Genomic DNA, 12974 nt, shown 5'->3' on the forward strand with positions numbered 1-12974 from the left:
TTTCCCGGCGTCGTGAGTGTTTTTTGTTCGAGTCGTGCTCTAATCTCTTGACAATGACACTCTGGTGGCTACGGCGGACCGGGACGGTGGCTTCTCTCTCGGAGCGTGACTTGCTGGTGCGAGCGCGCTCGGGGGACACGGAGGCGATCCGGGCCTTGCTGACGCCGCACGAGCCGCTGGTCTTCCGTCTCTGCCTGGCGATCCTGGGCAACCGGGCGGATGCGGAGGACGCGGCACAAGAGACCCTGCTGGCGGCGATTCGGGCGCTCCCCAAGTTCCGCGGCGACGCGCAGCTCTCGACTTGGCTGGTGCGGATTGCACGCAATGTCTGCACCAAGCACCGCCGGGCAAATGCATCACTCGATGAGCTCGCGCTCTCCGTGGCGGGGCCGGAAGAGGCAGCGCTGGAGCGCGTGGTATTGCAAGAGGCGCTGGCACACCTCACGGAGCTCCAGCGTAGCTGTTTGATGCTACAAGCCGTCGAGGGCTGGAGTATCGCCGAGATCGCAAGCAGCCTTAGTGTCACGTCCAAGAAAGTCGAAAACGAGCTGTACCGCGCCCGAAAGGCGCTGGCTCGTTGGGAGGAAGACAATCATGGAAAGTAAGTGGACGGAAGCGATTCACACCACACCCGCGCCTGAGCCGGGTGTCTTGACGGAGCGTGCGCTGGCTCAAGCACCCCAAAAGTCACGCCGTGCGCTCCGCCCCTACACCTACGGAAGCCTCGCGCTGGCTGCGACACTGCCTCTGGCTTTTTTTGCGCTGAAGAAAGCAAGCACCGAGGCACCGACAGCCATCACGGAAAGCCCGACGACCGGCACGCCGCGACCGACGGCTGCAAAGGAAAAATCAATGACGGTTACACAAAGGCCGATGACTGAAATTGTAAGACCAACGACTGCTCAAGTCGCTCCGAGAACTGTTTTGCAAAGACCAACGACTGCTCCAATTGCTCCGATAACTGTTTCTGTCGCTCCGACGACTGTTTTGCAAAGGCCGATGGCTGTAACGGTCGATCAAGCCAGTCCCCTCAGTCAGTGGGAAACCGATGAGCTCTCTCGGACTCCTCCTGCCTACAATCTCCCGCTTGATCCCACCAACCCGATCGACGGGCGTCTTTCCTTCCAGATTGGCCTTTTCCCGCTGAGGTCCCTAGAGCCGTCAAGGCACTCCGAGGTTGCGCGAGCAGTCCGCGAGGGCACTCCGGGCACCTCCCTACAAGCCGGTCTCACGCCACGTGTTGCTATCGTACTGCCTGGTGACACTCCCGATAAGCTCCTCCACCCTTGGCAGGAAAGTGCGAGAGCCCTCCAGGCCCGGTGGGGTGGTCTGACGTTCCAGCTGGGCTTGCAAGGCGTGACCGGCACGGCCTCCCGCGGACTTCTGTCGCTCGCAAAACCGGATCGCTTGCCCACGACCCGCCTCGTGGTGGCGTCGGTGAGAGCGGAGCCCGATGGCTCGCTCGTGCTGCTTCCGTCGCCTTGCACCAGCCCTATGGAGGAGATTCTCAAGAACCCCAAGCTCCGTGACCACACCCAGGTCAAGCTCACGCCTTCCGTGGTCGCGGCACTCAAGGCCAAGGGCATCACGGAGTTTATCGGGAAGTCCATTGAGGCCAGCGGCAAGAGCGAGACAAGTCTCTACCTTTCCCGCCCCGCCTTTGAGGTGACCACGGTAACGGTGGAGAAGGCCGAGGAGCTCGCGATCACTCCCTCCGCCCCAACGAGCTTTGTGGTCGCTACGGCCACGCCCGAGGCCGACGGTGCGCTGGTGCTGAGGGCTCAGCCCCGCCAGTACGCGCTGGAAGAGGTGAAGAAGAACCCGAAGCTGCGCGACTACACGCAAGTCAAGCTCACGCCGTCGGTCGTGGCAGCGCTGAAGGCAAGAGGTTTCACCGAGCTCGTGGGGAAGGCTATCGAGGCCACGGGGAAGAGCGAGACAAGCATCTACCTTGCCTTTCCCGCGTTTGAAGGAACAACCGTGACTGTGGAGAGACCCGAGGATATCCTGATTGGGATACCCTTCCAGCAGGGACAAGGCCAGGATCTTCTGCGGCGGCTGCGTGAGGCAAAAGATCATCAGGCACGCTATGAGCTTCTGGTTAGCCCGACATTCAACGAGGTTCTCTTCGCGGCGGCGGAGCGTGGCGATGAGGCGACTGTGATCGAGCTGGTGCAGTGGTCGTGGTTTGGGGGGCCACAGGAGGCAGCCAAGGGCGGCAATGGCGTCACGTGGGCCGCGTACTGCCCGACTATCGAGCCCGTCAAGGCGCTTCTGGAGCGCGGTATCCCCGCCGGAGTCGCCGATGCGAGTGGGAACACGGGCCTCCATCGCACCTACCGGGCCGAGATCGCCGAGCTTCTGCTCAAACACAAAGCCCCGACAGAGAGCAAAAACGCCGACGGTGAGACGCCGCTGATGGCGCAGACGCGTCAAACGGACCGCTGGCTAGGACGGCTTGGCGTCGTGCAGGCACTTCTTGCCGCCGGAGCCAATCCCAATGCTACCGACAACCAGGGACGAACCCCGCTGATGTGGGCAGCAAAGAGCGGCCTCCCCGACCTTGTGGAGGCACTCCTCAAGAAGGGCGCCGACCCGAAGCGCAAGGACAAAGCTGGCAAGACCGCCCGCGACTATACCGCTGCCTGGCCGTGGGGCACCGCTCCCGGCTTGCTCACCCACGAGAGAGCAAAACAGCTCCAGCACGACTCCGAGGCCGACCGGGCACGCGTGGAGATGCTCCTTCGAGGCAAATAAAACGATGCGAAGCGAGGAGTTGAAAATTCCTCGCTAAAGGCAACTCGTTGCCAAACGTCCTGCCGGACGGTAAATACTCTTGGCCCGGAGGGCCTTCGGCGCGAAGCGCCTCTAGCGAGTGGTTTTCAACCACTCGTCACCGTCCATGGAAAAATAAAAACAATGAAAAAATTAGGATATGTGATCCGTGTCACGAAGCAGACCCAAGCGAAAGAGGGACTGAACTACACACTCGAGGCGCGGCGTGTTTCTCCTGAGGCGGTGCTTGTCTCGATGGAGATTCCGCGCGAGGGGAAGCTGAAGGACATGAGCCACGTGACGATGGACATTCGGCCAAATCTTCCCCCGACGAATGGCCCCGTCTCCTACAGCCCGTTGGTCTCCGCGCCGTTGCTCGTCACCGTGGGAAAGAACGGCGCGTGGAGTGTCTCGTTTCAGCTTGCCTCCGAGCTCGCAGAGCGCTGCTCGGTGGACCTCTTGATCCCCAAGGGGCCGCGCGGCTACTTTTACTACGCGGTGGAGCTCAAGGAGTACATCACCGATGTTTCTTCCCGCTAGACCTTGCCGGCGGGCGGAAGCGCTCCTTGAGCCGCTCCCAGACATTGAAGACAATCGGGCAGGTGGCGCAGTTCTCGACCATGGTGTAGCTCCGGGAGCGGACATTGCGCTCGTGGAGGTAGGGAAAGTCCCGGCAGGCGCGGGGCCGATCCTCGTAGACCGCGCAGTGGTTATCGTCGCCGAGGAACGGACAGGGCGGCGACGTGCGAAAGTACCCTAGGCCGTCCTGATCCACCGCCAGGTAGCGCTCGATAAAGGCCTGGGTCGTGATCCCAAAGCGCCGCGCGAGCCGCGCGGCGTCTTTCTGATCCACCACAATCTGTAGGGTTCGGCAGCAGTTGCCACAGGTGGTGCAGTCCAGCTTCTCCCAGACCGCGTCGGTGATGCCCTGCACCACCCCATCCAGCTCGTTGTTGGAGAGGGGGAGCCGCGTCTTGAGGTACTGTCGGAAGCTCTCGTCCTCGGCCGTGTTGGTCTCCGCAAACTTTCGAATACGGGGAAGCTCCCGGATCAGGCCATCGTCGCTCATGGGGTTCCATACTCTGTGCGCAGGTGGGTCTGAAGGGCGGTCTTTCGGTCACGCAGCGACGGGTACCCGCGGAGTTTTTCCCAGAGCGCGGAGGGACTATCCAGCCCGAAGACTCCACTGACATCCCCGCTGTCGAGCAGCTCCGCCTCTAGAATCTCAAAAAGAGTCAGGCACGACGCGGGGGCGTAGCCGGCAGCAAGGCAGAGATCGAGCGCGTAGGCGTCTGCTGCACGCTCTTGCTCAGGGCTGTAGAGTAGCCGCTCCGCGTGGCGTAGGAGCCCCCCGATCGCCGTGCCCACGGTCTTGCCCAAGCGCTCCAGGGCGGGACGGAGCAAGCGGACGTGGCCCAGGTCGTGGTGGGCAAGCTCATGGGCGAGCACAAACGCCACGGGCTCGTCGCTGGCCGCACGCTCTAGCAAGCGGCGTGTGATGTACAGATAGCGACCGGGGAGGGTGAAGGCATTGGCCTCCTGGAGCCAGAGAATCTCCGCGGTGAGTGCGTGGGAGCAGGCTCCGGGCTGGGCGCAGGCAAGGCGTACTCGGTTAAGCCGCTCCATCGTGCGGCCGACGCGCTCCTGTGCCCAGGGCTCTGTCTCTAGACCAAAGCCCTCCATCAGCTTGGCATGGACCTCCTCCCCGATCTCGTCTTCCATACAGGGATTATACCGGCGGCTCCCAGGTGCGGACGCCGCGTACCATGAGGCCCTGCTGGTTCTGTTTCTTCACCTCGGCGGCATGCTTCTCGGCCTCTTTGCGGGCGCTTGTGGTGGCGGCTCCGATCGTCACGTAGTCATCGGGGCGGCGGTAGCGGTGGATAAAGACCGGGCGTGGCTTTTCGGAGTGGTTCTCTTTGGAGCCGTGGATACAGCGGTAGTGGAAGAAGATCGCATCGCCCGCTTTGCCGCAGATCGGGAGCGAGCTCTCCCAGGGCCACTGCTTAGGGTCGAGCCCGAGGTGGCTAAAGGTGTCGATATGCTCCAGCTGCCCGAGTTTATGAGAGCCAGGCACCACATGGAGCGCACCATTGACCAGGTCCGTGTCCACGACATAGTTCAGGCTCGCCACGGGGCCGTCGTAGCGGTGCTCAAAGTAAGCGGAGTCTTGGTGCAGGTTCTTCGGATGCCCCCCGACCGGCTCTTTGTAGAGGCACTGGCCATCTAAAAACAGCTCGATATTAGGCCCCAAGATCGCCTCGACAAGGTCCACCGCGCGGGTATCGAGCGCCGACTGGAGAAACGCGCCGCTGGTCGTGTAGCGCAGGGCGAGCACCATGATCTGCTTATCGCGGCTGTAGTTACCGGGTGCCTTGATCCAGAGTGTCCCATCCGGCGTGCTCCACCCGATTCCCGGCACCTCTTGTGCCTGGTCGTAGAGCGCACGTGCGGTGTCCGCCACCTGCTCCACCTCGCGGGCAATCGCCTCGGTATAGGGTGTCATCAGCCCCCGCATGACCAAGCACCCGTGCTCGGCATAGATCGCTGCCGCTTGTTTTACATCTAGCGACTCGGCGAAGACTTCGATGTCAGAAATGGTGACGTTCATGATGTTTCCTTGTTTGTTTTTGCCATCTCTCCGCCTTCGCACCACTCAGGCACCTCTCTTCCCCTAGCCACTCGTTCCTCGTTGGGAAGAGAGGCTGGCTTGTCGTGATAGGCTTGCCCCTCTTCCCGCGACGAAGGAGCAACGCCCAGAGGGCACCCGGGAAGAGGGGGTGGCCGAGGAACGAGGCCGGGGGAGATGGCCCCCCCCTACCACTCCGGTGCTTTGTACTCCGCTCTTAGCTTCACGTAGAGCACCTTCAGCTCTGCGAGGACGCCGGCGTAGCCGGGGTCGGTGTGGACGGAGCGCAGCTCGTTGGGGTCGCGCTTGAGGTCGAAGAGGTTCCACTCCTTGGTGCTAGGGAAGTAGATCAGCTTGTGGCGGTCGGTGCGGACACCGTCGTGGGGGGCGACATTGTGGGTCTGCTCGCCGCTGTAGCGGTAGTAGATCGCCTTGCGCCAGCTTCGTGGGGTCTTGCCGGTCTTGAGGATCGGAACGATACTCTCGCCCTGGAGGTCCTTGGGAGCGGGAATGCCGGCCATCTCCAGGAAAGTCGCGGCGTAGTCGATATTCTGGATCAGCGCGTCGGGCTTGGAGCCGGGCTTGACCACGCCGGGCCAGCGGATCAGAAACGGCATCTTCACCGACTCCTCGAACATCCAGCGCTTATCAAACCAGCCGTGCTCCCCGAGATAGAAGCCTTGGTCCGACGAGTAGATGACGACTGTGTTCTTCGCCAGCCCGCTCTTGTCCAGATAGTCCAGCAGCTCCCCGACACTCTCATCGACCCCGCGAACACACCGGAGGTAGTCTTTGAGGTAGCGCTGGTACTTCCAGTGGAGCTTGTCGGCCTCGCTCATGGTGGGGAACTTCGCCAAAAGTGCCTTGTTCTCCGCCGCATACGCCGCCTTCCACGCCGCCGCTTGGTCGGGTGTCATCCGGTTGAGCTCACCCACCTTGTCGTTCTCTTGTCCCAGCGGGTTGGGCAAGACCTTCAAGTCCGATGTCCAGGTCATGTCGGCATCGATCTGCATCTTCTGGGTCTTGAGCGTGCTAGCTCGGTTGGCGTAGTTGTCGAAGAGGCTCTTGGGCTCGGGGAAGACCGTGTCCTTGAAGACCGTGAAGTGCTCGGGGGCGATCATCCAGTTGCGGTGCGGTGCCTTGTGCTGGCACATGAGGACAAAGGGCTTGCTCTTGTCGCGGTTCTTGTCCAGCCAGTCCAGCGCGAGCTTGGTGGTCAGCGCGGTGACATGGCCGGGGTAGCGCTTTCTGCCGCCGCCCTGCTGCAGGAAGTCCGGGTTGTAGTAGTTGCCCTGGCCGGGGAGGATCTCCCAGTAGTCGAAGCCAGTTGGGTCGGTGACCAGGTGCCACTTGCCGATAATCGCGGTCTGGTAACCTGCTGCCTGAAATGCCTTGGGAAAGGTCCACTGCGTGCCATCGAACTTGGAGTTGTCGTTGTCCACAAAGCCATTGACATGCGAGTGCTTGCCGGTCAGGATACAGGCCCGCGATGGCCCGCAGATCGAGTTGGCACAGAACGAGCTGTTAAAGATCGCTCCCTCACGGGCGATGCGGTCGATGTGCGGAGTGGGTGCGAGCCGCGCCAGCGGGCCGCCGTAGGCCGAGATCGCATTGAGCGCGTGGTCGTCGGAGAAAATAAAGAGAATGTTGGGCCGTTCCATAGTAGCCTTAACATTCGTGGCGAGTGGGGTGGGTTCCTGCAATGTGGCCCCCTGACCCCCGCAAGCGGGGGAACTGCAAGGAATCCGACTCCTTATGGTTCCCCCAATCTTGGGGGGCAGGGGGCGAACTTACCGTGTCTTCAGCCGCAGGATGCTGACCGAGTAGGCCGGGGCATCGTAGGTGAAGCTGGGGGCGACTCCGGTGAGTGGCTTGGTCACGGGGGCGATCCGGGTGGGCTGGGCGAAGGAGTTCTCGGCCTGCGGGTCGGTGTGGGTGAGAACGGTTGCCGTGCCCTTGCCCGTGAGCTTCCCGACATTCTGGAGGTTGATGGTCGTGGTGTGGGCGCTCTTGCCGCCGTTGACCAGCTTCACCAGAATATCGCCGGTTTTCTCGTCGCGTGTGGTTACCGCATGGATCGCGGAGGGCGGTGGGGGGAGGGTGATGTCGTGGAGGAGCTTGCCGTCGAGGTAGCACTTGATACGCGGCCCCAGGCACTCGATCTTGATATCGTACCAGCGGCCCGTCTCGATCTTCCCCTGCACTTGTGGTCGCAGGAGGCTGCTCTTGCCGCCGCTCACGGCCCGCTCGATCTCGTGGCGCGTGTTGCCCCAGCCGCCTAGGTTCCACCAGAGGAAGTCCCCGGCACTGCGGGAGTAGAACATGATCAGAAAGCCCTCGTCGCCGCCGTTTTTCTTGGCCTTGAGGGTGAGGGTGTAGTTGCTGGCGTTCGGGTCGCCGCCCGTGGCACGGAAGTCATCGCCTTGGGCATTGGTCTGGCGCAGGCCGCCCTCTGCGGTCTTCTGCCAGCTCCCTTGGCCAGGTGTCAGCGTGACGGGCTTGCCATCGACCGCAACCTCTTTGTACTCCGCATCGGTGCGCCAGGTGCCCACTCCCACACCGCCCCGCGCTTCCGCAGTGGCCCCTTGGTCCCCACTCTTGGGGGAAGAGACGAGCTTCGTGGGGAGGACCACATCGCCGCGGTTGGTGGAGAAGAGCTGCTGCACCCAGTAGGAAGGCGTTCCAAAGGCCTCGCTGGAGTTGAAGACAATGGCATCGGGGTTCCAGGCGCGGTTGTTGGCATTGACAAAGAGGGGGGCGTAGCTCGCCATCACGACCACATCGGAGTTGCGCTCCATGCCGGTGATAAAGGCCGCCTCCCCGAGCGCCGCGATCAGGTTCCCCTGACCACAGCCCTGTGTCACAGCGTACTCGCCCACATAGACCTTGTGCTTTTTCCGGTCGTAGCTATCGTAGCGGTTGGCCTGCTCAAAGAAGAACTGCGGCGTGTTGTAGTAGTGCTCGTCGACGATCTCGATGGGCGCAGACGTTGGCAGGCCTCCCCAGTCGTTGGCGATGGTGCGGACATAGGGGTGCTTTTTCTTGATCGCATCAAAGAGCAGCTTGTAGCGCTCGTTGTAGCGCGGGCCGCCGTTCTCATTACCGATCTCGATCAGCTTCAAGCCAAAGGGCTTAGGGTGGCCGTTTTTCGCCCGCTCTGCTCCCCACTTGGTCGTGTTGGGATCCCCGTTGGCGTACTCCAGGGCATCGAGCGCGTCCTGGATCACGGCGTCCATCTGGCTCAGAGGCGTGACATCTTTATGGCTCATCCCGCAGTTGATCACAAAGAGCGGCTCCGCCTTGAGATCGTCGCACCAGAGCAAGTACTCATGGAAGCCGAGGCCGTTGGTGCCCTTGTAGCCCCAGATACAGCGGGTGCCGCCGCGCTGATTGGGATCGCCCAGGGTGCCTTTCCAGATAAAGCGGTCTCCGATCCGGTCTCCCTCGACATAGCAGCCGCCGGGGAAGCGCACGAAGCTGGGCTTCATCGCCGCCACGAGAGTCGCTAGGTCTTTACGGAGCTTGGCCTGCCCCCGTGTCTCGGTGGGCATGAGCGACGGGTTCTTCAGGACGACAGGGAAGGCGACCGGCCGTAGCTCCAGGCGCGCATCCGGGCAGGAAGCGCCGGGCGTGAGGCCGACCTGGCCCTTACCCGCCTTGAGCGTCGCCTGCGCGAGCACCTTCCCCTGCGGGCTCACCAGGGTTGCCGCGATGGGGTTGGTCGCCTCCAGAGAGAGTACCAGCTTCTTGCCACGCTCCAACCCGATTCCCCAGTAGCCCTCGGTGCGGACGCCGCCGGGGCCGGTGAGGGTGAGCGCGTTGCCCTCGGTGGTTGCCTTTGCGCCGCCAAAGGCCTCCCAGTGCGCGGTCCCCTCGGAGAAGTCACGGTTGCGGAGCTTCTCGGGGTAGAGGCCGCCATCGCCGGCGTGGTTGATCTCCTCAAAGAAGATCCCATGGAGGATCGGGGAGAGACGAGGGCCGGGACGAGCACCGTCCACGGTAAGGGTTAGGTCAGGTTGCATGGCCGTATTATAGCCTATTTTGTTAGGGTTCCTTACCAATTAGGGGGACTCGTGAAAAAGGCGTAAACAGCGTACAATCGTCGCATGAAAAATCAAATCCCCTATCGGCTGAGCCGCGCGTGCTTTTTGCGCGGGGCGCTTGTTGGTCTGCCAGGGCTGGTGGGCGTCTTGGAAGGTTGTGGCAGTAGCAATAGTGCCAGTGCGACCCCGACGCCCAGCCCCACCCCGACTCCCACCGCGGGGCCTACTCCTACACCAACGCCTAAGGCCACTCCGAGCCCAACTCCGACACCTCGACCTACGATCAAGCAGGTCTTTAGCTACACAGGTAGCAACCAGAGCTTTGTCGTGCCCGCGGGGGTGACGACGCTGACGGTCAAGCTCTGGGGCGCGGGCGGCGGCTACGCGGGTGGTGCCGGCGCGTTTGTCACGGGGACCTTGGCGGTAACACCTCTCAGTACGCTGACGATCGTTGTGGGCGGGGGCAATACCAACAGTGGGGTCAATGGTGGGGGTGGCTTTGGCGGCGGCGGCGGGCCTAGCGGCGGTGGCGGCGGCCTGACCTCCGGCACTGCTGGCGGGGCCAATGGGAGCTTTGGCGGTGGCGGCGGCGGGACACAAACCGCGGGCGGTGTCAATGGAGTGGGGGGCTTTGTCGGCACCTCGGGAACCCAGTTCGAGGGCGGCGATGGCACGAGCGGCGGCGGTGGCGGCGGCTACTGGGGCGGCGGGAGCGGCAGTGGGAGCGGCTTCAGCGGCGGCGGCGGTGGCGGTGGCTCGTCGCTGATTGCTAACCTGACCGCCACCACAGGAAGCGCCGCGGGGGCATCGGGGAGCCTGACCAGCACCACGGGCGCACTCCCCGGCGGCAGCACCGACCCGGACTACGTGGCCGGAGTCGGTGTCGGCGGGACGGCTAGCACGCTGGGGGGCAACGGTCTCGTCGTGATCGCGTACCTGGGCTCGTGAGGAGCGCGACCGCTCCGCAGCCCCTCACCCGAGGTGGTTTTCTAAGAGCGCTGGCACTCTCCCTGACGAGTCCACTGGGAGCTCTCCAGGGCTGTGGCAGTAGTGGAAGCTCGAGCCCAGAGCCGCTTACTGCCCTCGCCCCGAGCTCCCGTATCCTCTTTCAAGGGGACTCGATCACGGAGAGTGACCGTGGTCGCGACGCCAGCTCCGACTATCCCTTGGGCGTAGGCTATGCACTGCTCATCGCTGCCCGGTACACGTCGGTCTTCCCCGAGCACAAGCTGGTGTTTCTGAACCGGGGCATCCGCAACAATACAGTCTCGGATCTCGCAGCGCGCTGGCAGCGCGATACGCTGGAGCTCAAGCCCGATATTCTAAGTATCTTGATCGGCATCAACGACACGGGCAGTACCCCTCTCGATCGCTTTGAGCCCACCTACGACAAGCTCCTGGAAGAGACACGCACCGCGCTTCCGAGTGTCCGTTTTGTGCTGATGGAGCCCTTCTTCCTGCCCAGTAGCAATGCCATCACCTTTAGTGCGGAGTGGGCTGCGGAGCTGGCGGAGCGGCAGCGCCTCACGGCGCGGCTGGCGGAAAAACACCGTGCGGCTCTGGTGTCCTGCCAGCACCTCTTCACCGAGGCGAGCAAGCGTGCGCCCGCTGAGAGCTGGCTCTGGGATGGCATCCATCCCACCGATGCGGGCCACCAGCTCCTCGCCGATGCCTGGGTGGAGGCGGTGCAAGAAGCGAAGTGGGGAAGTAGCCTCTGAGGAGGAGGGTAGAATGGTGCCATAGCATGATGATCCAAAAACGTACGGACGCCCTCGTGGCCTTTGCTCCTAACTCACGCATTCTCTTCCAGGGCGACTCGATCACCGATGGCAACCGCGGTCGTAGCGCCGACCCGAACCATATCCTGGGCCACGGCTACGCCTTTATTATCGCCGCCAAGCACGGCGCGGCCTTCCCGGAGCGCAAGCTGGTCTTTCTGAACCGAGGCATCAGTGGCAACCAGGTCACCGATCTTGCCGCCCGCTGGCAGCGCGACACGCTGGAGCTCAAGCCGGACCTGCTGAGCATCTTGATCGGGGTTAATGACAATGGCCGCGCCCCGCTCGATATCTTCGAGCCGACCTACGACAAGCTCCTCACGGAAGCCCGAGCGGACAATCCCAAGCTGCGCTTGGTGCTCCTTGAGCCGTTCTGCCTGCCGGTTGGGCACACGCTGGAGCGCGGCGAGGCCTGGGGCGCGGAGCTGACGGAGCGGCAGAAGCTCACGGCACGGCTGGCGAAGAAGCACGATGCGGTACTCGTCCCCTGCCAGCGTGTCTTCACCGATGCCTGCAAGCGCGCGAGCGCCGACTACTGGATCTGGGACGGTATTCATCCCACCTACTCCGGCCACCAGCTCCTCGCGGATGCCTGGGTGGAGGCCGTGCGCAAGGCCAAGTGGAGCAAGTAGCCTCTACGCATAGCCAGCACGTCCTTCCAGATCACAGAGCTTCTGGTGGGTCTTGGTAGCAAAGAGCGTCCCCAGCGGCGGGCGGCTCTGGTAGCCTCCCCCATTGCATTTCAGGTAAATCTTGCCGTCTGGTGAGACATCCTCCAAAGGGGGCTCGGTGGCGGAGAGCTTGCCCGTGATAGGGTTCCAGAGGAAGTGCCAGGGACGAATCACTCTCCAGGGCTTACAGAACTCACCGTTAAGAACAACCATGCCGTCGTGAGTGAACGCAAGCGCTGTGAGGTCGAACGCTGCGGGAAGCTCGGGGGATTCTGCCTGTGGCAGGTCGGAGCCGACCGCGTGAAGCGCGACTCTCCAGAGACGCTCGGAGTGGTTGTTGCGACGCTTTTGAAGCCGTTGCTTTGCGAGTACCACGTGCTTGCCATCACGAGAGAGCGCGGCGTAGCGCTCGGTGCTGGGAAAGGTGGAGAGCATGGCACCGGAGTGGGCATCCCAGAGCTGGACAAAGCCCTCACCGCCGGGGACTCCGGCCTTGCCACTGTTCCAGCCTGTTGCAGCCACCAGCACCATGGAGCCATCTTTGGAGAAGTGCAGATTTGAAGGCCAGCCGGTCTTTCCAGCAGGTAGCTGCCAGAAGTCGAGCGGCGCTCCGGTCACTGTCTCCCAGACTTGGATCCCTGTCTGAAAGCCCCCTAAAACCCGTGCGCCGTCAGGAGTGAAGAAAACATCGTTGGTCTGGGCTGCTCCCTCGGAAGTCTGAAATACCTGACGTAGCGCGCCGGTCTGCGCTTCCCAGAGCGTGGCCGCGCCCCAAGTCTCGCTATTGGCACTCTGCACCCCCGCCGTGAGAAGTGTCTTGCCATCGGGGGAGAGAGCGAGGGAGTAGACGGGGCCCTCCACTTTTGATTCCCAGAGGAGCTTTCCCGTGGCCGTCTCCCACGCCCACAGCCAGCCGTGATGCTGGTCGAGCTGGAACTCGAAGCCACCCCCATAGAGCACTGTACTGTCTGCTGAGAAGACTCCTACGCAGAGCTGAGTGCCCAGGAATTTTTCTAAAACGGGGCGGTTCAGGAGCTTTCTCAGGAGTCGCATGGACTTAGTTTACAGTGATTCCTTG

12 protein-coding genes are annotated in these 12974 nt (G+C 62.7%); 6 read left to right on the forward strand and 6 right to left on the reverse strand.

The annotated features are described in order from the left end of the window. The first annotated feature begins 53 nt into the window (after positions 1 to 53). From HNQ39_RS02590 to HNQ39_RS02600, 3 genes are all read left to right on the forward strand, one after another. The gene (locus HNQ39_RS02590) at positions 54 to 605 is read left to right on the forward strand and encodes an RNA polymerase sigma factor (RefSeq protein ID WP_184192396.1); all 552 of its coding nucleotides are present in this window, start codon (positions 54 to 56) and stop codon (positions 603 to 605) included. 394 nt (positions 606 to 999) lie between these two features. Further along, positions 1000 to 2757, forward strand: a complete 1758-nt coding sequence (locus tag HNQ39_RS02595) for an ankyrin repeat domain-containing protein (protein WP_184192397.1) — start codon at positions 1000 to 1002, stop codon at positions 2755 to 2757. Positions 2758 to 2919: 162 nt separating this feature from the next. Beyond that, entirely contained in the window at positions 2920 to 3315 is a 396-nt protein-coding gene (locus tag HNQ39_RS02600; RefSeq protein ID WP_184192398.1) for a hypothetical protein, read from the forward strand. On the opposite strand, the gene HNQ39_RS02605 is transcribed toward HNQ39_RS02600, so the two are convergent. From HNQ39_RS02605 to HNQ39_RS02625, 5 genes are all read right to left on the reverse strand, one after another. Continuing rightward, positions 3293 to 3844, reverse strand: coding sequence for a YkgJ family cysteine cluster protein (locus HNQ39_RS02605; protein ID WP_184192399.1), 552 nt, complete (start codon positions 3842 to 3844; stop codon positions 3293 to 3295). The two genes, HNQ39_RS02600 and HNQ39_RS02605, sit on opposite strands and share 23 nt — an antisense overlap. Beyond that, positions 3841 to 4497: a M48 family metallopeptidase gene (locus HNQ39_RS02610; protein WP_184192400.1), complete on the reverse strand. Its 657-nt coding sequence runs from the start codon at positions 4495 to 4497 to the stop codon at positions 3841 to 3843. Before HNQ39_RS02610 ends, HNQ39_RS02605 begins: the two co-directional genes overlap by 4 nt. Positions 4498 to 4504: 7 nt before the next feature. Then, a complete protein-coding gene (locus HNQ39_RS02615) occupies positions 4505 to 5386 on the reverse strand; it encodes a phytanoyl-CoA dioxygenase family protein (protein ID WP_184192401.1) in 882 nt (293 codons plus the stop codon). 206 nt (positions 5387 to 5592) lie between these two features. After that, a complete protein-coding gene (locus tag HNQ39_RS02620; RefSeq protein WP_184192402.1) occupies positions 5593 to 7065 on the reverse strand; it encodes a sulfatase family protein in 1473 nt (490 codons plus the stop codon). A 129-nt stretch (positions 7066 to 7194) separates the two neighbouring features. Beyond that, positions 7195 to 9426 (reverse strand): alpha-L-arabinofuranosidase C-terminal domain-containing protein, encoded by a 2232-nt coding sequence (locus HNQ39_RS02625; protein WP_184192403.1) that lies wholly within the window; start codon positions 9424 to 9426, stop codon positions 7195 to 7197. Positions 9427 to 9510: 84 nt separating this feature from the next. Between HNQ39_RS02625 and HNQ39_RS30215 the strand changes: the two genes are divergently transcribed. Genes HNQ39_RS30215 through HNQ39_RS02640 form a run of 3 tightly spaced genes read left to right on the forward strand, consistent with a single transcriptional unit; the run spans position 9511 to position 11857 of the window. Next, positions 9511 to 10395, forward strand: coding sequence for a hypothetical protein (locus HNQ39_RS30215; protein WP_184192404.1), 885 nt, complete (start codon positions 9511 to 9513; stop codon positions 10393 to 10395). Further along, positions 10392 to 11165, forward strand: coding sequence for a GDSL-type esterase/lipase family protein (locus HNQ39_RS02635; protein WP_184192405.1), 774 nt, complete (start codon positions 10392 to 10394; stop codon positions 11163 to 11165). The genes HNQ39_RS30215 and HNQ39_RS02635 overlap by 4 nt, the downstream gene beginning before the upstream one ends. Before the next feature lie 26 nt (positions 11166 to 11191). Continuing rightward, positions 11192 to 11857 (forward strand): SGNH/GDSL hydrolase family protein, encoded by a 666-nt coding sequence (locus tag HNQ39_RS02640; RefSeq protein WP_221289763.1) that lies wholly within the window; start codon positions 11192 to 11194, stop codon positions 11855 to 11857. A 3-nt stretch (positions 11858 to 11860) separates the two neighbouring features. Here HNQ39_RS02640 and HNQ39_RS02645 read toward each other — a convergent pair whose 3' ends face one another. After that, positions 11861 to 12949: a WD40 repeat domain-containing protein gene (locus tag HNQ39_RS02645; protein ID WP_184192406.1), complete on the reverse strand. Its 1089-nt coding sequence runs from the start codon at positions 12947 to 12949 to the stop codon at positions 11861 to 11863. Positions 12950 to 12974: the final 25 nt, after the last annotated feature.

Origin of the sequence: Armatimonas rosea, assembly GCF_014202505.1 — a bacterium.
Taxonomy (GTDB): domain Bacteria; phylum Armatimonadota; class Armatimonadia; order Armatimonadales; family Armatimonadaceae; genus Armatimonas; species Armatimonas rosea.